20 protein-coding genes are annotated in these 22,209 nt (G+C 64.4%); 12 read left to right on the top strand and 8 right to left on the bottom strand.

Annotated elements, in window-relative coordinates; genetic code table 11:
• Positions 1 to 306 precede the first annotated feature (306 nt).
• Entirely contained in the window at positions 307 to 789 is a 483-nt protein-coding gene (locus ACIBCN_RS06605) for an AbrB/MazE/SpoVT family DNA-binding domain-containing protein (RefSeq protein WP_396990498.1), read from the top strand.
• 590 nt (positions 790 to 1,379) lie between these two features.
• Here the strand turns inward: ACIBCN_RS06605 and ACIBCN_RS06600 are convergent.
• A complete protein-coding gene (locus ACIBCN_RS06600) occupies positions 1,380 to 1,637 on the bottom strand; it encodes a hypothetical protein (protein ID WP_396990496.1) in 258 nt (85 codons plus the stop codon).
• 277 nt (positions 1,638 to 1,914) lie between these two features.
• Positions 1,915 to 2,418, bottom strand: a complete 504-nt coding sequence (locus ACIBCN_RS06595) for a recombinase family protein (protein ID WP_396990495.1) — start codon at positions 2,416 to 2,418, stop codon at positions 1,915 to 1,917.
• 786 nt (positions 2,419 to 3,204) lie between these two features.
• Between ACIBCN_RS06595 and ACIBCN_RS06590 the strand changes: the two genes are divergently transcribed.
• The 4 genes from ACIBCN_RS06590 (at position 3,205) to ACIBCN_RS06575 (ending at position 8,994) form a co-directional block, all read left to right on the top strand.
• The gene (locus ACIBCN_RS06590) at positions 3,205 to 4,590 is read left to right on the top strand and encodes a cytochrome P450 (protein WP_396990494.1); all 1,386 of its coding nucleotides are present in this window, start codon (positions 3,205 to 3,207) and stop codon (positions 4,588 to 4,590) included.
• A 207-nt stretch (positions 4,591 to 4,797) separates the two neighbouring features.
• Positions 4,798 to 5,286 (top strand): hypothetical protein, encoded by a 489-nt coding sequence (locus ACIBCN_RS06585; protein WP_396990493.1) that lies wholly within the window; start codon positions 4,798 to 4,800, stop codon positions 5,284 to 5,286.
• Complete coding sequence (locus ACIBCN_RS06580; RefSeq protein ID WP_396990492.1) at positions 5,283 to 6,506, top strand: MAB_1171c family putative transporter; 1,224 nt, start codon at positions 5,283 to 5,285, stop codon at positions 6,504 to 6,506. Before ACIBCN_RS06585 ends, ACIBCN_RS06580 begins: the two co-directional genes overlap by 4 nt.
• A 1,390-nt stretch (positions 6,507 to 7,896) precedes the next feature.
• Positions 7,897 to 8,994, top strand: a complete 1,098-nt coding sequence (locus tag ACIBCN_RS06575; protein ID WP_396990491.1) for an MBL fold metallo-hydrolase — start codon at positions 7,897 to 7,899, stop codon at positions 8,992 to 8,994.
• A 263-nt stretch (positions 8,995 to 9,257) separates the two neighbouring features.
• Here the strand turns inward: ACIBCN_RS06575 and ACIBCN_RS06570 are convergent, their stop codons facing one another.
• Positions 9,258 to 10,922 carry an amidohydrolase gene (locus ACIBCN_RS06570; protein ID WP_396990490.1) on the bottom strand — a complete coding sequence of 555 codons (1,665 nt, stop codon included), beginning with the start codon at positions 10,920 to 10,922 and terminating at the stop codon, positions 9,258 to 9,260.
• A gap of 924 nt (positions 10,923 to 11,846) precedes the next feature.
• Between ACIBCN_RS06570 and ACIBCN_RS06565 the strand changes: the two genes are divergently transcribed.
• From ACIBCN_RS06565 to ACIBCN_RS06550, 4 genes are all read left to right on the top strand, one after another.
• Positions 11,847 to 13,229: an APC family permease gene (locus ACIBCN_RS06565; RefSeq protein WP_396990489.1), complete on the top strand. Its 1,383-nt coding sequence runs from the start codon at positions 11,847 to 11,849 to the stop codon at positions 13,227 to 13,229.
• The gene (locus ACIBCN_RS06560; RefSeq protein WP_396990488.1) at positions 13,226 to 14,245 is read left to right on the top strand and encodes an acetamidase/formamidase family protein; all 1,020 of its coding nucleotides are present in this window, start codon (positions 13,226 to 13,228) and stop codon (positions 14,243 to 14,245) included. The genes ACIBCN_RS06565 and ACIBCN_RS06560 overlap by 4 nt, the downstream gene beginning before the upstream one ends.
• A 306-nt stretch (positions 14,246 to 14,551) precedes the next feature.
• Complete coding sequence (locus ACIBCN_RS06555; RefSeq protein ID WP_396991147.1) at positions 14,552 to 14,731, top strand: recombinase family protein; 180 nt, start codon at positions 14,552 to 14,554, stop codon at positions 14,729 to 14,731.
• A 124-nt stretch (positions 14,732 to 14,855) separates the two neighbouring features.
• Positions 14,856 to 15,200 (top strand): hypothetical protein, encoded by a 345-nt coding sequence (locus ACIBCN_RS06550; RefSeq protein ID WP_396990487.1) that lies wholly within the window; start codon positions 14,856 to 14,858, stop codon positions 15,198 to 15,200.
• A 245-nt stretch (positions 15,201 to 15,445) separates the two neighbouring features.
• Here the strand turns inward: ACIBCN_RS06550 and ACIBCN_RS06545 are convergent, their stop codons facing one another.
• A complete protein-coding gene (locus ACIBCN_RS06545; protein ID WP_396990486.1) occupies positions 15,446 to 15,883 on the bottom strand; it encodes a nuclear transport factor 2 family protein in 438 nt (145 codons plus the stop codon).
• 484 nt (positions 15,884 to 16,367) lie between these two features.
• Here ACIBCN_RS06545 and ACIBCN_RS06540 point away from each other — a divergent pair, with 484 nt between their 5' ends.
• Complete coding sequence (locus ACIBCN_RS06540) at positions 16,368 to 17,534, top strand: protein kinase family protein (RefSeq protein ID WP_396991146.1); 1,167 nt, start codon at positions 16,368 to 16,370, stop codon at positions 17,532 to 17,534.
• Positions 17,535 to 17,635: 101 nt separating this feature from the next.
• Here ACIBCN_RS06540 and ACIBCN_RS06535 read toward each other — a convergent pair whose 3' ends face one another.
• Positions 17,636 to 18,889, bottom strand: a complete 1,254-nt coding sequence (locus ACIBCN_RS06535; RefSeq protein ID WP_396990485.1) for an FAD-dependent oxidoreductase — start codon at positions 18,887 to 18,889, stop codon at positions 17,636 to 17,638.
• Between the two features lie 94 nt (positions 18,890 to 18,983).
• On the opposite strand from ACIBCN_RS06535, the gene ACIBCN_RS06530 reads away from it, so the two are divergent.
• Positions 18,984 to 19,985 carry a helix-turn-helix transcriptional regulator gene (locus ACIBCN_RS06530; protein WP_396990484.1) on the top strand — a complete coding sequence of 334 codons (1,002 nt, stop codon included), beginning with the start codon at positions 18,984 to 18,986 and terminating at the stop codon, positions 19,983 to 19,985.
• Here ACIBCN_RS06530 and ACIBCN_RS06525 read toward each other — a convergent pair.
• From ACIBCN_RS06525 to ACIBCN_RS06515, 3 genes are all read right to left on the bottom strand, one after another.
• Complete coding sequence (locus ACIBCN_RS06525; RefSeq protein WP_396990483.1) at positions 19,921 to 20,499, bottom strand: nitroreductase/quinone reductase family protein; 579 nt, start codon at positions 20,497 to 20,499, stop codon at positions 19,921 to 19,923. The two genes, ACIBCN_RS06530 and ACIBCN_RS06525, sit on opposite strands and share 65 nt — an antisense overlap.
• Positions 20,496 to 20,777, bottom strand: a complete 282-nt coding sequence (locus tag ACIBCN_RS06520; RefSeq protein ID WP_396990482.1) for an anthrone oxygenase family protein — start codon at positions 20,775 to 20,777, stop codon at positions 20,496 to 20,498. The genes ACIBCN_RS06525 and ACIBCN_RS06520 overlap by 4 nt, the downstream gene beginning before the upstream one ends.
• A gap of 276 nt (positions 20,778 to 21,053) precedes the next feature.
• A complete protein-coding gene (locus ACIBCN_RS06515) occupies positions 21,054 to 21,446 on the bottom strand; it encodes a nuclear transport factor 2 family protein (RefSeq protein ID WP_396990481.1) in 393 nt (130 codons plus the stop codon).
• Between the two features lie 77 nt (positions 21,447 to 21,523).
• Here ACIBCN_RS06515 and ACIBCN_RS06510 point away from each other — a divergent pair, with 77 nt between their 5' ends.
• The gene (locus ACIBCN_RS06510) at positions 21,524 to 22,117 is read left to right on the top strand and encodes a TetR/AcrR family transcriptional regulator (protein WP_396990480.1); all 594 of its coding nucleotides are present in this window, start codon (positions 21,524 to 21,526) and stop codon (positions 22,115 to 22,117) included.
• The last annotated feature ends 92 nt before the right edge of the window (positions 22,118 to 22,209 follow it).

Here is a 22,209-nt window from a genome sequence, read left to right as displayed (position 1 = left end):
TGGCTGTAGTCAGCTTTCGGTGAATGCGATTCGGAACGTCTTACCCCCTTCGCGGATATGTTGAGCCACAGCGGGTCTTGCCGCTTGTCCTCGCGGCGATGTCGGAGCTCGTTGCCGATTGATATTCGCTCGCTTCGCGAAATACGCTGGATGTCAACGAGATTCGATCCTGATCCGGGGTACTCTCGTCGGCATCGGTCGGCACGCAAGTCTGCATGTAGTCGAGCCTTGGGTGGCGCGCTTGGTGAAGTTCGGCTTTGATGGAATTTGACGAGGATCAGCGGCTGGGCCAGGAGCCGATGACCTATGTCCACATTCGATCGTAAACAGTTCCATGCTCTTATGGACCGTTGTCTGGACGCGGCGGAGTGCTTGCTCGAGCCGGAGAGTCCTGGTCCGTCGGATCGGTTGTGGTTGCCGCAGTTCGCGGTGTCGATCATCAATGATCGGTCGCGGGTGTGTGGGCCGCGGGTGTTCGAGGCGATGGGGTGGCTGGCGGGGACGGTGGTCGGGTTCGTGTGCGTCGGGGACGTGATCACGATCGGAGCGGTGGAGTGGGGTCGTTCGGTGATCGATCGTCGGGGTCATGTCCGGTTGCCGGCCGAGATGCGCCGCGATGCTGGAATCGAGGCGGGGGATCCGGTGCTGTTGGTCGCGATGCCCGAGGAGGGCCTTGTCGTGGTTCTGGGTCCACAGGTGCTGGGCCGCGCCCTGTCGCCGATGCTGGCGCCGGTGCGGGATCCGCAGGCTCGGGCGGTGATTCCGCTCCTCGGGCCGCGGGAGGGCTAGCTGCCGTGTTGCGGTGTCCGGTTCGGGAGTGTTCGACCGGTTTTGCTTCGCGGTAGAAGCGGTTGTCGGACCAATACACCTTGGTTGCTGGCTTCGCATGCGTTCGGGAAAACGTGCTCGATGAGACACGCCGACACGTTCGGCCTTCGTCGGTGTTGGACCAGCGACCACCCTGTTATCTAGAAGAGGCCAGTCGGTCGGGTGCTCGACGGATTCCTGACCGGTCCGAGCAAACTTCTCGCGTGTGCCGCGGGCGCGTGTTCGAGGTGTCTTGAACACGGTAGCTGGCTTCGATAGCGGGGAAGCGTCGGAAGAGCCCTGGTCGGGGCATATGTGTCGCGTTCGGGGGCTCTTGAACCCCTGAACGCGACACATATGACACAAGTAATGCGCGAGAGGGGACCTGCGCCCCTACGTCCTGGGACATTGGGGGTTGAATCTGACACGTCTGCCAATTCCGTTCAATGGTAGCCACGGGTGCTCTGGAGTCGGTACGGCACAGTTGGCAAGCGTCGTCTGCATCGCGTGTCGGCCGCTGAGTGTCTGTGGGCGGCCGGTTGCAACGCGGGTTGGCTGGGTGGATTGGGCCTCTAGGACTCCAGTTCCAGCGCTGCCCGGTGATGAAGAAGGTGTGCGTATTGGTTGTGTCCCCCTCCGGACACGTACAGTACGTCCACGGGTTGTGTTGGCTGAACTTCGGCTAGCACAACCCGTTTTTCATGGTTGTAGGTCATCTTGAGCCCGAGTTGGCGATAGATCTTGAGCTTGGCTGTGCCGTCGGCGCGTTGCAAGATGTGCACAAGGCCGCCCACGGATTCGATGAGCTGACGAATCGCGTTGCGGCTCAACGTAGGGCGTGTTTCCATTGCGGCCTGTGCTGAGGCGAGTTGTGTGACAGCGACTTCTCGTTCGGATTGGACCTAATCTGGTCCAGGTCGCGATCAGTTGGGGGTCGGTGCCAGCTTCCAGCGCTGCCCTGTAGCTGTTGAGCTTTCGGCCATAGTCGGCCAGGGACCGCTGGATCGCGTCCATCGAGGAGAACGCTGTCCTGGGGTGGGGCTGGGCAGACTCGAGCATGGCGAGTGATTGCTCGATCTGATCGGCTCGGAAGACTTGCGCGAGCCATCAGTCCAAGGGGCGGGCGAGTTGGTCTTCTCGAAGGTAGACCGATGGCGGATGGTCTTTGGACCAGGCGATCCCGCAGCGGTGGTTGTTGCGTTTGCGGTCATAGGCCGAGGGACAGGGGATGTCTTCAGCGGTGAGGCGTTGAGCGATTGCGAAAAAGCCGAGCCCGGTGAGGTACTCAGCGAAGATGCGCTGGACAACTGCGGCAGTGACGGGGTCGGGTTCGAGAACGTGCAAGCGATTGCCGTCGGCAGCTTTGCCCGGGTGTGGGTGAGCCTTCGGCGGCCGGAGTTTGGCAGTTTGCCAAAGGGATTCAGGGTTGGCGTCGTGATCCCACCATAGAACTGCTTCGCTGTCGGAGTCGCGTAGGAGGTTTTGTGCTCGCGCTGACAGGTGTTTGACGCTTTGGGTTACGGCGGCATGTGCTGCAGCCCCAGCCCAAGTCTCCTGCCCGTTCGGCTTGGATTTTCCCGCAGGTTTTGCATCGTGTTTGGTGGGGGTCATCCGGCAGTGATGGGTTAGTGAGTGGGCCTGAGTATTCAAGCCCATTCAGCTCGGCATGCTGTCGTATAGTCTCCACGTCCACTGGAACTGCAGGGGTGTGGGTGCCGGGCGTGGGCCATCGGTTGTCGGCGTGGCTGGGTAGGGCTGGGGTGGGCTGCGGACTTCGGCGCGGGAACTAGTGGGGGTGGCGGGGCCGAGGTAGTCGATGCGGTCCTTGGGTTCGTCGGCGCCGGTAGTGCCGTCATGCTTGGGGTGGGTCGGAGATACCGTGGTCGAACGGCGCCGCTGGTCAGCTCGACGACAACCGCCCCCGTCGGCGCCGTTCGACCGCCTGCGCCTTGATCGCGGCTATGCTTCGACACCTCGCCGGCGGGTCGATTCACATCCGGAACTCTCGCACCGCCCGAACGGAATTCGATTGTCGCGCACACGAAATGGTCTCTTGCTGGCTGTTCTGCCACTCGCGTACGGATATCTGCGCACGGAACTGCTCGGCGTGTGCCACCCGCCTTCATGGACATGGTGCTCGAATGCAGCCGAGCACGTGTATGAAGTCGACATGTGATGCGGTAGCCGGGCTTGTTGCCCATCCCTCGGTTGGGTAGCATGCGAGTGTTCTGCGAACATGATTGTCTATAGGTCGACGATTGATCGTCGATTCGATCCTCATGACACCGGGACCGACGCGTCGACTAGCTGTCCGGCCTGGCGGAGCGCCATGTAACCACCGGGGGCCCGGGGTCGACCGTCTACGGTGGATCGAACGTCGAAGGGAATTATCGCGCTGTGAACGAGTTTCCGTACCCGCCTAACAGACTTCCCGTGCTCGGTGACGTGTTGTCGCTCAACCCCGGTAAGCCGGTTCAGTCGATGGCTAAGCTTGCGGACAAGCTCGGTCCGGTCTATGAGTTGCGTTTCGGTCCGATGCGGATGGTGATCGTCAACAGCGCGGAACTCGTCGACGAGGTGCAATCGGAAGCCTTGTGGGAGAAGGAGTTCGGGCCGCCGATCCGGCGCCTTCGAAAGGTGGTCCGCACCGGGTTGATAGCCGCGGCGACCGAGGATCCGCAGTGGGGGGCCGCGCACCGCGTCCTCATGCCCGGGTTCAGCCGCGAGGCGATGCGCGGTTACCACCCGACGATGGTTCAGGTGGTCGCTGAGCTGATACGTAAGTGGGAGCATGGCAGCGATCCCGTCGACGTCGCGGGCGAAATGAACTCCATGGCACTGGAAGTCATCGCACGCGCGGGATTCGGGCACAGCTTCACGACGCTCGACGAGCCGCCCGCGGGCAACAGTCTGCCGGTTGTGAAACTGATGGTCGACGTGCTCCGGTATGCCAGTCGCCCGGTTTCGGCAAAGCTCGTCGATGCGACGATCGGTCGATTCGCCCTGCGGCGCCACCGGCACAACGTCACCGAGCTGCAGCGAATCGCTGGCAGCCTGATCGACAATTGCCCGCCGGTGGCCGACGAGGCACCAAATCTGTTGCAGCACATGATGGAAACGCCGGACCCGGACACCGGGCAACGGCTGTCGCGGACGGTCGTGCGGGACCAGGTACTCACCTTTCTGATCGCCGGCCACGAAACCAGCGCGAACACCTTGACTTTCGCGCTGCACGCGCTGGGGGACCGGCCGGACATCGTCGAGCGGGTGCGTGAGGAGATCGACACGGTCGCCGGCGGCGACCCCGCGACGCTCACCTATGAGCAGGTGGCGAAGCTGCAGTATCTGCGTCGAGTTGTCGACGAGATCCTGCGACTGTGGCCGGTGGCGGGCGGGTACTTCCGGCGCCCCAAACAGGACACACACCTGGGGGAGCATCGCATCGGTCGCGGCGCATGGGTGTATGTGAATCTCCTTGCCGTCCATCGTGACAAGCGCGCGTGGGGACCCGACGCCGACCAGTTCGACCCGGATCGATTCGCCCCGGACGCCACCCCGCGGCGCGCGGCGGGGGCGTACAAGCCGTTCGGCATCGGAGTGCGTTCATGTATCGGGCGTCAGTTCGCGATCCATGAAATCGTGCTGACCCTCGCGCACGTGCTGTACGCATTCGACTTGGAGCCGGATCCGAAGTATCAACTCGCGGTCGACGAGCTCGTCACGCTGAAACCAGCTGGGCTCAGGATGCGGATGCGTTCCCGGAATCAGCTTCCGGCTTCTTGAAAGTCTATAACTATTGCCTCCCGCCGCTCGGTCTGAGAACCTTGCAGCCATGTGCGGCGGCACCGGGCGCGGTAGCCGCGCCGACCGGGGGCGCTGGATGTGCCCTCCTGGGCATCGTCCGCCGCCGCCGTGCCGGTAATGCGTTGCGGTAAGACTTGTTTCGAGGGGGCAGGCGCGGTGTCCGATGTGACAGGCCGGTTCGCGGATTTGCTGCGCGACATCGAGATTCCCTATCCGTGGGAGCGCGACACCTTTGTTTCCGCGGTGGGGCGCCATCGCGGGCGACCGATCCGGCTACAGCCGGTCGAGGATCCCGCACTGCTGTCCGGTGTCGGATGCGGAACAACTACCAGTGGCCTATGGATCAAGACAACGCACGCTGACATCGTCTTGTACTTCGCCGATACGGAATGGCATGCCGATCATGTGATCTCCCACGAGATAGGGCACATGCTGTTAGGTCACGACGAAGAAGGCGCCGCCGACGGCGGCCCCGCGGACCGGCTGCCGTTGCACGAACTCATGCCCTCGCTGTCGCCCGACGCGATCAAAAGCGTCCTCGGCCGAAATGATTACAGCAGCAAACGAGAAACGGCTGCAGAGACTTTCGCGGATCTACTGATGGTCGAGGCCACTTTGCCGCGTAGGCGGCCCTCGGTCGCGCGCCGCACGCTCTTCCGGACGCGACACCGATGACATCAGAGCTGCCGGGCATCATCCAGTGGACCGCATTCGTTGTCGTCGCCATCGTGATCGTGGGCCGCTACCTCCTGGTCGCTCAAACGCCGATGGACCGATTGGGCACTCGCGCACTGTTGTTCGGGCTCGTCTGCGACATGATGCGCAACGCCAGCGTCCAACATGCCATTACCCGCGTCTGCTGGATGTTCGACGACGCGTACGTGATCAACGTCGTCCGGCAGATATCCTTTGGCCCGCTGCTGCTTTCGATCATGTGCATCTACGGGATGGCCCGGTTCGCCGCCTCGCCCGACGACGACTGGTCAACCGTGGCTCGTCGCCAGCGACGCTACGATGCCGTGGCACTTACCGCCGCCGCAGTGATCCTCGCGGCTGGAACCCCCGCTCGTGCGCACAACATGCTGATCGACGAATACCAGGGCTGGGGTGCGGCCGTCGTATGGATCGCTTACTATTCCGTGCTCGCGGCGAGTTCCGTATCGATCATCAAGATGATGGTCGCGGAACTGCGCAGCGGCGACAACACCACCCGCGAAATCGCCATCTACCTGGTCGTTCTCGGCTACTTCGGTTATCTCACCATCGAGTCGATCTACGTACCCGCCGAGACGGTGACCGCGGTTGTCGCCCACACCGCGGCGCAGGACCCGTCGATGCAGTCCAGGGCGTTCACCGCGTTCGTGGCACTTGTCGTCGGTACCGCCATCCTCACCGTCCCGCTCATCGGAGTCCTGCTCGTCCGCACCGGGTGGGATAGACCGGGACGCTATTGTCGCCGCATTAGACCGCTGTGGCGCGATCTGACCGACTCCTATCCGGAAGTGGTCCTCGAACGTCCGGCAACCGGCACCGCAGCAGATTCGATCAGCCAACTGCACCGCATGACAATGGAAATTCGGGACTGTCTTGTCCGCCTGAACCGCTACGCACCGGGCGCGCCACCCCATCGAGCCGCCGGATCCGAACACGACGAACTGTGCGACTACGCGCGTCGAATCTCCGCTGCGGTCGCCGCGAAACGCAGCGGACAACTTCCGCCGCCGCCCGGCCGCACCGAGTATTCCGCGCACCCCGCACAGCGCCGCGATCTCGAAGCCGAGCTGAATCAGCTCGTCGAGCTCTCGCGCATCTGGCGACGAGTCCACGGCCGATCCGGAATTACTACTGCTTTCGCCGCGGCAGTTCCGGGCCGATCGAGTCGGAGTCCTCGGTAACGGCCGCGGGTTGGGGTGGGGCGACGATGGCCGGTTCGGGGGTGCGGAGTTCATAGTTGGTGTAGGTCGATGGCTCGCTAGATGCCGCGTTGGGCCGCGACGAGGCGCAGGCTCCATTTCATGGGCAGGTCCTTCCCGTGTGCGTTCGATGCCCGCAGGTGGGGGTGTGGCGTGGCCCGGCCGGATCCGTCGCTGGTCCCGGCCGGCCCGTTCTGTTGTGTATTCCCTTCGACCACCGGGGCCGGGGCCCTGTCGAGCACGCCCATCGCGAATGTTCTTGCGAGAGAATGAGTTCTGGGCGAATGATGTCGGCGTGACAACCGCGCCGAAGTCTCCGGCCAGTGTGGCGAACGCGTCGCTGCAGTTCGTCCCAGAGGCGGTGCTCACTGCGACGAACCGATTCGGCTCGCTCATCAACGAGCGCCACCAACGGGCGGATCGCCAACGGGACGACACGGGTGAACGAATCCTGACGTGGCGATAGTCGAGCGTCGTACCGGCTCACCCTCCCACAGCGGCATTTCGGTGTGAACCAAGTCGGCGATGTCGGAGGCGCTGGCCCCTCTTCCGGGCCAGTGCTTGGCTTGCACGATCAGGCGTTCAAACCCATCGGCGTCGATGCGCTGCCAGTCCAGCGTCAGCTGGCTGAGCACATCGGCATCGCTGAATATTTCGACCAGCCGCCCAGCCGACTATCGGTCGAACTGGACCGAAAGCTGGACTTCCCGCTGCCAGATATTAGCTGCAAATGCAGCAGCGGTGTGCCATTGTGGATTCGATTACGCGGTACGTGCAGACATCGTCGTCCCTGACAGGATGCGGATGTGGAGTCGGTCCGACTCTGGGCTCGATGCTGTTGATACGCACCGTCACAGTCCATTCGAGATTGGTCAGCCGTCAACTCTGGCTGCAAACGGATCTAGGTTGCTGGATCATCGTAGTCCCGAGATCTGGGCGAAGGAGGGCATCCAATATAGTAATCCGCAAACTGTCATCCATGTTGTTAAGTCGACACCGGCTTCAGTGTTTCCGCAGGTCGATTCGTGTGTTTAGCGCGTGTGTCCCCCTCCGGACACTGGAATAGCCGAATTGGCGTGCAGTGCAAGGGAATTCTGCCTTTTCGTCTCTGTCGGCAATTTGGACCCCTGCAGACCCTGAACCTGCGGCTATATCGGGTCCCCGGCAACCGGTCGCTGACCGCCATAGCAGGAGTGGAAATTCTTCCACTCCAACAGCTTGCGCTGCATTTGGCGATCGCCCGTGGCGGCGACCGTGACCGCCCGCGCGGCGTTGTGTCCGGCCACTGGGCGTCTGCTCGGGTCATGTGCCGCAGAATCACTGTGACGGTTACTCTTGTCCGGGCCTCGGAACGGCGGCTAGCTTGTCGCTCATGTGTCAAGATCATGATGCTTCCGCGGGCCTGGTCTCTCGTCGGTCGCTGATGGGCGCGGCCGCTGCGGTGGTGGGTTCCGCTGGTCTATCGGTGCCGGGCAGTCCGGTCGCGAGTGCGGAGCCCGCGCAGGTCGCATCCGGTTCGGCTCCGGCCAATTCGTTGATCACCCTCGGGACCGCGGCGGGCCCGCCGCTCGCGGATCGGGCCGGATTCGCTACCGCGCTGAAGATCGGTGACGGCGCCGACGCGCAGGTTTATGTGGTCGACTGCGGCAGGGGTACGGCGCCGCTGTTCAAACATGCCGGGTTGGATATCCGCCGACTGCGGGCGATGTTTGTCACGCACCTGCATGTCGACCATATCGTCGACTATCCGAGTTTCTTGCTCGCCTACTGGTGGGACGGGAGCATCGATCGGCCGTTGCGGGTGTACGGGCCGGGGTCGGCGGGCGGGCTGCAGCCGGGTCACGATCCCCTCGCGCCCGTTGTCGGCAGTGTGGCCGGTGTCGACGTCGCAGGCGAGCCTGGGCTTGCGGCGCTCACCGATCACATCCTCGCCGGTTACGCCTACGGCGTGAACGTGCACATCCGATCCCTGCACCGCGGCGATATCCGGCAGTTGATCCAGGCTCACGAGATCGCGGTCCCGCCCGGGTCGGATTTCACCAACACCGCGCCGCGTATGTCGCCGTTTCCGGTGTACGCCGACGAAACGGTGTCCGTCACTGCGACGTTGGTACCGCATCACAACGTGTATCCGTCGTTCGCTTTCCGGTTCGACCTAGCAGGCGGCGGATCGGTGACGTTCTCGGGCGACACCGTGAAATCCGACAACCTCATCGAACTGGCTTCCGGCACAGATATTCTCGTGCACGAAGCCATTCTCGAGCATGAGGACGACTACAGCCGGACCTCGCACACCAGCGCCGAGGACGTGGGTAAGGTGGCCGCAGCGGCCGGGGCGCGGCATCTCGTGCTGAGCCACTATTACGGTGCACCGGCGGACGATACGCGTTGGGCCGAGCACATCGGGTGGAACTATCGGGGGCGTCTCAGTATCGCCCGCGACGGGGACGTGTTCTCCTTGCCGATCTGACCCGCAGGCAGATCCGATCGAATTTCTTTATCCCGAGCAGACGAGGTCGTTGCGCGAGCGGCTGATTCGCGACGCGCTCTCCGGCACGGTAATCGTCCAGCTAGAAACCGAATTCCCTTGCAATGCAAGGAATGCGACTGTTGGTGTCGGATGAGTCCGATCCCGGCTATCGGGCCATCCTTTGTCCGACAAGCATTCTCGACTCGATCGCCACCAAGCAGAATGCGACGTTTTCGTTGTGCAGCATCCGACCGATTCTCTGATCAGAGTTGGCCGTACTCACCGACGCATCGGCCGCCGACCCAGGTCTGGAGCACGCCCGTCTCCCACAGGGCACGGCCCGGTTCGAGGGCGAACGGGTTCTGATCGACAAGGATGAAGTCGGCGTGCTTTCCGGGCTCGAGGGAGCCGAGAACCTGCTCTTGATGAGCGGCGTAGGCGGCGTGCAGCGTGTACGCCCGGAATGCTTCGGTCACCGTCATCGCTTGGTCGTGGCGCCAGCCGCCCGGGGGCTGGCCGTCGCGGTCGGTGCGGGTCACCGCTGCGTGCATACCATCGAATGGTTTGTGCGCCGAGTACGGAAAGTCCGACCCGGCCGCGATTATCGTGCCTTGATCGAGGAACGTCCGCCAGGCGTAGGCACCGGCGATACGCGTTGCGCCGACACGTGTTTCGGCCATATTCATATCGTCGGTGGCGTGCGTCGGTTGCATCGACGCGATCAGACCGAGCTGGGTGAACCGTGGAAAATCCGGGGGAGCGACGACCTGGGCATGTTCGATTCGGTGTCGTAGTCGCGGTTCTCGCGTCGCCCCCAGCACTTCGTCGTAAGCGTTCAGCACTATTCGATTGCCGTCGTCACCGATCGCGTGCACCGCCACCTGATAGCCCGCGTCGACTACCCGCCGCATACGGGAAGTCAGCTCCTGCTGCGACATCTGTGGTAGTCCCCGGCTGTCCGGCTGGTCGGTATACGGTTCGAGCATCGCGGCGCCGTGGCTGCCGAGGGCACCGTCGATATAGAGCTTGACCGTCCGTACCCGAAGCATGTCGTCGGCGACCGAATCGGTCCGGACGTCCCTGCCGCGGTCGGTGAAGGTATCCCAGCCGAGGAAGGCGTTGATCCGCATCGACAATCGGCCACTGCGGGCCCAATCATGCAGTGCGCCAAGCTGATCGACATCACTGTGCGGATCGCTGACCGACGTGAGTCCGCTCTGGTTGAGGATGCGCTGGGCGGCCGCAAGGCGCTCTTCGTGATCGTGTCGCGTCGGCGCGGGCACCTTGCTGCCCACCAGATCCACCGCGGCATCGACCAGTACCCCACTGGGTCGGCCATCCGGATCGCGAACGATCCGACCGCCCGCCGGGTCAGGAGTCGACGCGACGATACCGGCGGCACGCAGGGCAGCGGAGTTGGCCAGGCCCGCATGTCCGTCCACACGCTCCAGCCAGACCGGTCGGTCGCCGGTCACCGGATCGATGTCGACTGCGGTCGGCAACCGGCCGAGCCCCCAGGCGACCTCGTTCCATCCTTGACCCAGCACCCACGACCTGTCGGGGTGCTCACGCGCGTAGGTCTCGACGGCCCGAAGTGCTTCGCCCAATGACCGGGTACCGGATAGGTCCACCTCCGTCGCTTTGGCACCGAATGCCCAGACGTGACCGTGCGCGTCGTGCATTCCGGTCAGACAGACCCGCCCGCGCCCATCGATTCGCCGCGCTCCCGCTGCCCCGGCGAGATCGAGCGCCTCCACCCTCGCATCCGCGCCGATGAGTAGACTGCCGAATTCGCGTAATCGCCCATCACTGGTGATCGTGTACCCGCGGACGTTGTCGATGAGCACTCGCTCGGCGGGCGCGTTCTGTCGAGCAGCCTCCGAACACCCGGCTGCCAGTCCGGTCGCCGCAGCACCGATCAACCTCAAGGCTCTGCGCCGACTCAACGGGCCACGCCCGATCGAGCTCACAGGGTCTAGGTCCATGACGGCGCGCTCGCTCCGTGCACGATCTCATCCATGCGTCATCCTCGGGCACACTAGGTTCAAGCCACACCTCGGTCGAGGACGAACCCACCGACTGCGGTGAATGCGCTTGCCGATACATTCCTTCGCCTCAACCGACGCTCTTCGCTGTCGACATAAGCCACGCCTTGTAGCGCCAAGGCGAAACGCTGCCGATATTACCCTTAAGCGGTGCGGGCGAGACCCGTTGCCGGACAATTATTTACGAGGTCGCGTCGGCATACTCTCGCAGCAGGGTCGCTCATCATCCCTCCCGCAGAACGCGATCGTCGGCCGGTTCTGGCACTATGGCCGCGTCCGGATACCCTGCGGTACAAGGTGTTTCGCGATACATCGCTGCGATACATCGCAACGACGGTCGGCCCGGTGACGATACATACCCGATCGTCGCTGCCATCACGGCACCCGCACTGGAATCGGACAGGTTCGGTATCGCGCCTCATCTTGATGACGTACTACGTTCCCGCAGTATCGAAGTGAACATCAAGCAACGCGGCCCAATGTGCCACTGCCGCTGAGGTTCTATGCGACTTCAACGTGGAACAAGTTGGTACACTGTGTCCTTTCCGAGCGTCGCGCCGCATCGTTGCCGCCGTGCAACGGCTGTTCCCGACGCCCACCAGGAAACTCGATTCGACCGGCGCACCCGCTGATTGGCCACGAGTAGCCGCACAGCACGCGGTCCGGCTCGGCCCGCGGCGCTCCCGGAAGATCAGCCGGCGGAGTCCATCGCGGCCGAGTGAACGCACTTGGCGGATCCGCTTCCAAACGGGACGATATTCTCGTAGTCTCCGGTGACCAGGCAGGGCCGGAATGCTGGAGTGGTACGTGAGCGAAGATCTCGAGCGGTTCGGGTATAAACAGGAGCTCGAGCGATCCCTGCGATTCGGGGATCTGCTGGTGTATGGGTTGATCTTCATGGTGCCGATCGCGCCATTCGGCATCTTCGGCAGTGTGTTCCAGGGCTCGGGCGGCATGGTGGCCCTCGCCTACATCATCGGCATGATCGCGATGATGTTCACCGCGAACTCCTACGCCCAGATGTCACGGGCGTTCCCCATGGCCGGATCGGTGTATACCTACGCGAGTCGTGGGATCGCCGCGCCGGTCGGATTCCTGGCGGGCTGGGTGATCATCCTCGATTACGTCCTGGTCCCGGGGCTGCTCTATCTGATCGCCAGCGTGGCCACGAATTCGCTGGTGCCGGCTATACCGGTCTGGGCGTGGCTGATCGCTTTCGTCGCGCTGAACACCGTGGTCAACTACCTCGGCATCGAAATGACCGCCCGGATCAACAAACTAATGCTTGTCGGTGAGCTGATCGTGTTGGCGATCTACCTCATCGTCGGCGTCATCGCGCTGGCCCACGGTAAAGGGCACGGGTTCAACCTGACTCCGCTCTATGACAGTGCCATGTTCTCGTGGGGGTTGGTATTCGGCGCAGTCTCTATTGCCGTGCTGTCGTTCCTCGGCTTCGACGGAATCTCCATGCTGGCCGAGGAGAACAAGGACTCGATCCGTTCCATCGGCCGGTCGATGGTGGCCGCGCTACTGCTGGCCGGCACACTGTTCGTCGTTCAGACCTGGGTGGCCGCCCTGCTGGTGTCCGACCCGGGCGGGCTCGTCGCGCACGGTGACCCCGACGGGACCGCGTTCTATGACACCGCCCGCACGGCGGGTGGCGGGTGGCTGGCCGTCCTCACCGCAGTGTCCACCGCCGTCGCCTGGGGATTCGCCAATTCCCTTGTGGCGCAGGCCGCGACCGCCCGACTGCTGTACGCCATGGCTCGCGATCGGAAACTGCCCTCGTTCCTCGCCCGTATCCATCCCACCCGCAAGGTGCCCGTCAACGCCACCTTCCTGGTCGCCGGCGTCTCGCTGGTCCTCGGGATCTTCATGAGCCTGAGGGACGACGGTATCCGCGTCATGACCTCACTGGTCAATTTCGGCGCACTGGCCGCATTCCTGGTGTTGCATGTATCGGTGGTCACGCATTATGTGGTTCGCAAGCGCAGCCGCGATTGGTTCCGGCACCTCCTCTTCCCGATCATCGGCTTCGCCATCCTGCTCTACGTCGTCGTCAACGCCAATATCGCGGCCCAGGTGCTCGGCTTCGTGTGGCTTGCCATCGGCATGGTCATACTCATCATCTCCAATCTGACCGGACATAAGCTCGCACCGGCCGACATCTCCGAAAGCGAAACGGTATGAACGACTTCGACGTCGTGCGGGTCGACCCGGCCCCCGACCGGCTCGTCTACACCTTCGGCGGCCACGAGCCACTGGTGAGCGTGGCGCCGGGCACCGTCATCGAACTCACCACCGAGGACTGTTACGGCGGACGAGTCCGGGGAATCCACGATCTCCCCAGCCGAGTCTGCGACTTTCCCAAACTCAATCCGGTCACCGGGCCCATTCACGTTGCGGGCGCACGCCCAGGAGACCTGCTCGCGGTGCACTTCATCGATATTCGACCGAGGCGCGATTGGGCGGTCTCATCCACCTTCCCCCATTTCGGCGCGCTGACCACGACCCACAGCACGGCCATGCTGCATCCACCGCTCGAGGAGGTCGTGTGGAAATACGACGTCGACGTCGACCGCGGTGTAGTGCGCTACCACGCGCGCCGCAGCGACCTCACCGTTGAACTTCCGCTCGATCCCATGCACGGCACGGTCGGTGTCGCTCCGGCAGCCGACGAGGTCGTCATGTCGATCACTCCGGGCGCGCACGGTGGAAACATGGACACGCCCGAACTTCGGGTCGGCACGACCGTGTACCTGCCGGTCAATGTGGCGGGTGGAATGCTCGCCATCGGCGACGGTCATTGCCGCCAGGGGGAGGGGGAAGTCTGCGGCACGGCGGTGGAGGCCGCTATGCAGACCACCATCGTTGTCGACGTCGTTCGAGGCGCGGCGCCGGCGTGGCCCAGAATTCAGAGCGACGACTTCATCATCTCCACCGGTTCCGTTCGGCCGTTGGAGGATGCGTTCCGGGTCAGTCAGCACGACCTCATCGGCTGGACGGCGGAATTGCTCGACCTCGATCCACTCGATGCACTGCAGCTGGTGAGTCAGGCGGGATTAGCTCCGGCCGGCAATGTGGTCGACACCAACTACACGATGATCGCCAAACTTCCCACCTCGATCCTCGGCGCCAAGCGTCCCTACGACGGGGTGCATCAGCGGCTGTGTGACGTCGGCCGCCGCTATCTCGCCCAACGCTGAACTAGCTTTCGGTCGACCGACGCATTGAACGTCTCGTCTTTCGCTGCGGGTTCCAGTCTCCCTCCAGACACTGGAAGGGCCGAAATGCCTTGCATCGCAAGGGATTTGGCTTTTTGCTATTTCTGGTTGTGCACTGGTGCGTGACTCATCCCGATCAGGTCGTCCGAGCTGTGAACTGGGTGATTCGCACTGTACGGGGGCATCCGAAAGTGTTCGCGCTCGCCAGCTTCGGGTTCGGTGCCGTTGCGGCAGTGAACAACATCGTCCTCGGTCAGCCGTGGCGCCCTCGCAGTCCCGCGCGAGAGGATCTTCACCGACAAAGGATTCTCGGGCACCACCCGCAAGAACCGCGCAGGGCTGGACAACGCGCTCACCGCCGTCACATCGGCGGTCGCGGCCGTCACCGACCGCCAGGTGGTGTTGACCACCACGAAGTTCGACCGGTTCGCACGCAACATGGCCGAGGCCGGCGAGATCCTCGGGTAGCCCCAGAAATGGCGCTGCCCGGAGTACGGTCCGACCGTTAGGCTCGTCTCGGCGCAATGCACGATGACTCGAAAGGCCTCTCATGCTCCGCTCACACAGGTCCGCCGCGGCCGCGATGTCAACGATGGGCGCTCTGCTGGCCACGCTGGTGCTTACTGCGCCCGCCGCGCCTGCCGCGATCACCGATTTCACTGTGAAGCTGCTGGATTCGGCCTTCGTCACCGACTGCGCCTACATCACGCGGGCGAGCACCGAGCCCGGCTCCCACATCAGTTTCTACGACAGCCAGGACGGCGAGTTCGATCCACCGAGCGGCACCGGTGATGTCCTCGTCACGTGGACGCCGCACACTCCTGGTTTGCATACACTGCACGCCGTGCAGGTCGGCGTTGAGCGGACCATCGCAATCGATGTCGGCCCCAGCGGGGGCGAGTGCACCGAGCTCGTCTGGATGCACACGGACCATTAATAGCACTGGCCCCCAATTAATTTCGAAACACGACACTCGGCACGGTGTCGCTGTCTGCTACGACCGAGCCCGAAGCAACCACAACTGCCCATCTACATACTCTCGCCTACATGGCCTCAGCCACATGATGTTTCAGCGTCCTGCACTCGGCAGTTGCGGACGTTTGGCTGGCCGAGATGGTCTCGGCCAGTTGATCTTCCGGAGCGTCGGGTGGCTCCTTCGAACCGCGCGAGTCGCGGCATAGATTATTGTGCGTTCGAGTCACTTCGATCGTGCTCGGCTGCTGATGGGTCGAATGCCTGAGCAACCGCGAGGCTGTCTTCGTAGACGTGATGGCGGGTGATGAGACCGTTGTCGACGGTGACGTGCAGTGCGAAGCGGGATCGATAGGCGCGGCCGGTAGACCGGGCTGTCTGGCGGATCTCCCCCAACACCACCGCATCTGGGCCGTCAACCAGAATGCGTTCGATCACGGTGCCGACCTCCTCTGGCACGTGGCAGCGGACGATCTCGCGATAGTGCTCGGCCGCGTCGGCGCGCGTTGCTCGGTGCCGAATCCACGGCGTTGCAGCGCGGCCGTGCGCATCTTCGGGCCAATCCAGCTTCCAGTCGCTGACCGGGGCGTAGAGCGCAGCGGCAGCGTCCTGGTCACCCGCGCCGATTCGACGCAGCAGCTCGTCCACGAGAGTGCGAGTGGCGTTCGTCTCGATGTTGTTCACACCGGCCACAATGCACGAGCGGGCAACCGGCGTCGATTACCTGCAACGTAATGCCGCTCGTCCCGACCCGTCGCGCCCACGGTAAGAGTTGTGCAAATACGCGACCATCGGCAATCCAGTGCGTTCACCCAGTGGTGAGCAATCCGCACGCTGCGCGATCATGATCATCCGGAACTGAGGGTGGCATCGGGCGAGTGCGGTCCGCCACCAGTTCCGGATGATCTTGGTGTCAGTCTGTCTCGTACACGCTTCGTCGCACTGACTTCGGCATAGCGTGCGTTTCCGTGGCCGCGATGATCTCCGCCCCTTGATTTTTCGGGAACCCATTGACCGCTTTGGGAACGCGCGCCCAGCGGCATGTGCGGATGTTTGGCAGGCCAAAGATCGCGATAGGCTGACTGTTGATTGCGCCGGAATCGCCAGTGCAACTGGGAGGTTGATCGTGGTGATGCGCGACAGCGAGGCGATATCCCGCTTCGCGGCGGCGACCCGCGACATGCCGCGCCCGGCGCGCCTACACACCCACAGCGCCGTCTCCACAACCTTGGCGCTGCACAGCGATCACACGTTACGCGAGCTCGTGGACGCGGCCACGCCGATCGGCACCGGTATCGGCGGGAAGACGGCGGTGCTCGAGGTCGCCGGAACCCAGATCTTCGTGAAGCGAGTACCCCTCACCGACCTGGAACGACAGCCCGAGCACGTCCGGTCCACGGCGAACCTTTTCGACTTACCGCCGTTCTTCCATTACGGCGTCGGCCTCATCGGCGGGGCGGGCTTCGGGGCCTGGCGCGAGCTCGCCGTGCACACCATGACGACGAATTGGGTACTCGCCGCCGAACACGAGAGCTTCCCGCTGATGTACCACTGGCGGGTGTTGCCGGACACGACGCCGCTGCCCGACGAGCTCGCCGACATCGATCGCGCCGTCGCCTACTGGGACGGCCGACCCCAGGTACGCCACCGGATCGAGGCCCTCCGGGACTCTTCGGCGAGCATCACGCTGTTTCTGGAGTACATCCCGCAGACCCTGCATCAGTGGCTGAACGTTCAGATCGAGGCGGGTGGCGAGGCCGCCGATCGGGCTTGCGCCATGGTGGAGCGGGAACTGGCCGCCAGCACCGCATTCATGAACGGCCGTGGGCTGCTACACATCGACGCGCACTTCCAGAACATCCTGACCGACGGTCGACGCCTCTACTTCGCCGACTACGGCCTCGCGCTCTCCCGCAGGTTCGACCTCTCGCCGACCGAGTCCGCGTTCTTCGACCAGCACCACAGCTACGACCGCGGCTTCACCGCCACCTACCTGATGAACTGGCTGCTCACCGCCTTGTACGGGCTGGAAAGCCGGGAGACACGCGCCGCGATGGTGCGCGCCATCGCTGAGGGCAAGCCGCCGGAGGGCATCCCCGAGGGAACCGCCGCGGTCCTCACCCGGCACGCACCGATCGCCGCGGCGATGTCCACGTTCATGCGCGAGTTCCAGCAGACGAGCCGGAGCACCCCATATCCGGACGAGGAGATCCGCCGCCTGCTGAACGGCCAGGCTTCTGTGTTCGTTCGGCCGGCAGGCGCCCCGCTTCGAACTGAGCCGGAAGCGGCAGGGCGTTGATTCATAAGGGCACGACCCGCGCTTGGCACCTGAACAGAGCCCGCCGGTGCCGTCCGCGCAGCGAGCTCACCCGCTGAGCGGCAGCACCTTTCCCCACAAACTCAGAATGCTCGGCGGTTCGCCCGGAGCCGGGTGGCTGCGGCCAGGATCGGCGTGCTGATCGCGGTAGCAGTCGCGCCGAGCGTGGTGTCGGTGGCCAGGATCCACCGGACAGTCTTCATGGCCGAGGTGAGAACCTCGCTACCGCGCTCACGCATGCCGGACTCGAACTGCTGGATCGCCGCGGTGAGGGTTATGGCTCCCGAAGCCGATACGGTGAGGTGGTCGACTAGGTCGGCGGCGTCACGGATGGCCGCGCCGGCACCCATACCAGCGGTCGGCGGAGTGGCATGTACGGCGTCGCCGAGCGCAGTGATTCGGCCTCCGGCCCAAGGCGCGAGATCGGCGGCGCGGGTGGAGGCAGCGTTGAAGCGGAACCCGGCCACACTGTGTGTGTCGGCACGAGTGAGGACTTCGAGACTCCGCTCGGCCCAACCTCGTTCGCGGAACCGCGCCACCAACGCGGAGCGCGATTTCTCCCCCCGAAGCTCACGCAGAGCATCTGTCGCTGCGGACTCAGGAAACATCGCACCCCAGATGTAGGTAGGTCCAGTGGTGACCGACATCCGCAACTCCGGAGCGTCGAGTGCGGCGTTGCCGACCGGGTCGAGAAAGCCGATATACAGCGCGGCCCCACGCGGGCCGGCCGCGAACCCCGAGCGTGGGCCCAGGCGCTTCTGCTCGCCGACGCTCAGGTCGGCACGCAGCGTACGGCCGGAGAACCCGATGATGCCCGCCGGCCGATTGGTCGCGCCGCCCGCCAGGTGCCGGGCAATGACAGAGTGCGTGCCGTCCGCGCCCACCACCAGATCCGCGGCGACAGGCGCACGATCGGCGAACAACAGTCGGGGGTCATCAGCCACGCCGCCCTCGACACCGGTCACGTGGCACCCCAGATGCAGGTCGTCACCCACCGATTCGGCCAGCAGCATTCGAAGGGTGATCCGGTCGACATCGACACTGGAACTGTTGCTGAGATCCGTTCCGTGACCGAGCAACCGGCCACGGCGATCCCAGAACGCGTCCCGCTCGCGCAGCCGCAGCGCCGAACCCGACGCAAGCAGACGCCGCATGATCTGTGGCTCCACCAGCTCGCTCAACGCCGACAACGCCCGCCCGTCCAACGTGATGTGATAGCCGCCGGTTTCGGTCACATCGGTGTCGCGATCGAACACCGACACCTCGAACCCCCGGCGGCGCAAGCCTGCCCCCAGCGCAAGCCCGCCGATCCCGCCTCCTGCTACGACAATCCGCATATCCACGATCCTCTCCAGCGCTGCCTGCCTGACCGGACGACCTTTGCATCAGTAGTGGCCATGGAACGGCCACTACTGCGGGCAAGATGTGGCGGTGGCCAATACCTCTCACCGGGCGCTGCGGCTGTTGTCCTTGCTCGGGTCAGGCCGGCGATGGTCGCTCCGCGATCTCGCTACCCGACTCGAAGCCAGCGAGCGCACGGTCCGTCGTGACATCGAAACCCTTCGCCGCCTCGACTTCCCGATCACCACCATGCACGGCCCCGACGGCGGCTATCGCCTCGGCGCCGGGCACACACTGCCGCCGCTGCGTTTCGATCACGACCAGGCCCTGGCAGTCGCGGTTGCCCTGCAAACTGCCCCCAGTACGACATTCGGCCTCGGCGACGAGGCGCAGCGAGCACTCGTCGCACTTCTTCAGGTCATGCCTCCCGCACTGCGCGCGGCGATGGAAGACCTTCGCCTGACTCGCCTGCCGAATTACTGGGAGTTCCCCGCGTCGCCTATCGACCCTGCCGCTCTCACCACGGTCGGCAAAGCAGTACGCCACCGCCAGGTGATCGTCATCGAGACCCGGCGCCCCGACGGCACTCGCCGCGAACCCCGCGACCCCGACTTCCAACCCGCCCGCCACATCGAGCCACACCACCTTGTCGTCTGGGCCGCCCGCTGGTATCTGGTCGCCTACGACCTCGCCGACACTCAGTGGCGGGTGCATCGAATCGACCGGCTTCGCTCACGCCCCACCACTCAACGGTTCAGCACCCGTGAACTTCCCGACGGCGGCCTCGCCCGCTTCGTCATGGGCACCCACGACCGAGGCGATACCGCAGAAGCTTGGCAATGCACCGGAACCGCACGACTCAGCTTGCCCGCTCACGTCGTAGCCCGCTGGGCGCCAGGCGGTTCCGTCGTCGAATACCTCGACATCGACCACTGCCGGCTTACCCTCGGTGCCTGGTCCTGGCCCGGCCTCGCCGGGCTCCTTGCGACGTTCGACACCGAACTCACCGATGTCCACCCGCCCGAACTCATCCACGCGTGCCAACGCCTGGCACACCGCTGGGCCGGCATGGCCGAAGACGGAACCGCATGAAGCCGACGCTTCGAACCGCTCGGGTCGCGGCAATAGAGTGCGTTGCCCGGTATCCGGTTGTCGGGACTCGACCGTGTGCTGGGTGTGGCTGGTCGTGGGGCGTGGCTCGAAATATGGTGTAGGTCGTGGTGACAGCGACGTTGTTCGATGCGGTGGAGTTGCCTTTTCTGGCGAGCGCGGCAACGCCTCGTCGATTCCGGGCGAATTCGTGCCGGATCGGTTCGTGTTCGGCTGCGGGGATTTCGGTCAGATCGACGGTTTGGGTTCGGCGGCTGCGGGTGAGCTTCGCGTACCCGGCGGCGCGGGCGTTGGCGACCCAGTTCGCGTTCGGATATGCCTGGACGAGGTAATGAGTTCCGTCGATATCGACCGGTGCCACGGGGGTGGTCCGCGGTCGCCCGGTTCGGCGGCCGGGGATGGTCAGCAGATAGGTCGGTCCTGCCGGTACGCCCAGCCGGTGCAGGCAGATGACGAGGCGGGTGCGGGCCCGGCGCAGTGGTGAGGGTGTCGTCATCGGTTGTGTCCGATCAGGTTTCGGGAGTAGGTGGCGGTGCCCTCGGGGCGTTCGGGCGTGGCGGGACCGGCCGGGGCGGGGGTTCGTGGGGGCCGGATGGCAAGGGCGATCATCAATGCGAAGGCGATCAGTGCGGTGGTGGTGCGCAGGTCGTGGAAGTAGTCCCAGCGGGTGAGGATGGCTGCGTAGTCGGCGGGTGCGCCCTCGACGGCCCACCGGTTGATCTTGTGGTTGATCGGCACGTTGCCCAACCGTGTGATCAGGAAGGACGCGATCACCAGGCCGGTGGCCGATGCGGCGAAGATCCGGGATCGTCCCCCTGGTGAGCAGGGCCAGGGCGCGGCAGCTCACAGTGGCTGTGGCCATGGCGATCTGCATGCTGACACTGTTGTTCTTCATCAACTCGGTGTGGAACTCGAGCCGCATCTGAAGCGGGACGCGGTGGCAGGTGGGGCGAGGTTGACCGCGCCGTAGCCGAACGCGCCGGTGAGGAATCCGGTGGCGAGCAGGGTAACGGCCTGGGTGAGACGGGAACACGCGGTGATACTCCTGAATCAGGCTGTGGGGCTGCGGGTTCGGGTGAGCTGCTCGGCACGGCACATACGACCATCGGGAGTGAAGTGAGCGAAGAGGAACACCTCGGTGACGACGTTTTCATCGCCGCGCATGCGGGCGTGAATAGTCATACGCGCGGCAATGCGTTGCCCGTCGAAGACGGCTTCGTGGACCTCGAATCGGCACTCGCGCAGGTTCTTTCGCAACGGCCGCAGGTGGGCGACGAGGCGGTCGCGGTCCAGGCGGATGCCGTCGGCGATCTGCACGATATCCGGGGTGTGGAAGCGGTCGATGACCTCGACCGGGTCGTCGTCGGTGAGGGCGGCCGTCGTGAAGGCGGCGTAGAAGTCGCCGATGAACTGTTCCGGTGGTGGCAAGGATGGCAGGTTCATGAGTCTCCGTACCGTAGAATTCTGACAACAATGTAAAGGTTAAGCCCTCCTCGATAACTTTGACAAGGGTGTAAGAATTGACTGGTTCTCCTTCCCCTCGCCGCCGGGCGGATGCCAGGCGCAGCCGTCGGGCGATCCTCGATGCGGCCGCGCGTCTGCTCGCCGTGCGGCCGGACGCGGGTTTGGCCGCTATTGCCGCCGACGCCGGTGTGACCCGCCAAACCGTGTACGCACACTTCGCCTCTCGTGACGAGCTGCTCGCCGCGGTCACCGATCACGTCACCGGCAAGGCGCTGGAGGCTATTCAGGCGGCCGATCTGGACAGCGATTCGGCGACCATGGCGCTGCTGCGGATGCTCGAGGTCAGCTGGCGGACCTTCGAGGAACTGCCCGCGCTGCAACAGGTGACCGCCACCGCCGAGGCGGACCGGCGGCGGCATGTCCCGGTGAACGACCACCTCGTCCGACTCATCCGCCGCGGCCAGCATGCCGGTGAATTCGATCCCGCCGCGACACCGGAGTGGCTGGCCGCCGCCATCGTCGGACTCGGTCACGCCGCCGGCGAAGAGGTCCGGGCTCATCGCATGCCCTTGCCCGACGCGGAGAGGGCCCTACGCACCAGCGTCCTGCGCCTCGTCGCGCACGGCGACACCACCGAGTTCGGCGATTGATCGACAAACACCACCCTGCGGACAACCTTGACGAACGCTGCTGGGAGCCTGCCTCCTAGGAACGAGTTGAACGACCTGAATTCGGCATGAGC

It is taken from the genome of Nocardia sp. NPDC051052, from assembly GCF_044456045.1.
Classification (GTDB): Bacteria; Actinomycetota; Actinomycetes; order Mycobacteriales; family Mycobacteriaceae; genus Nocardia.
This window is presented reverse-complemented; position numbering and strand designations above follow the sequence as displayed.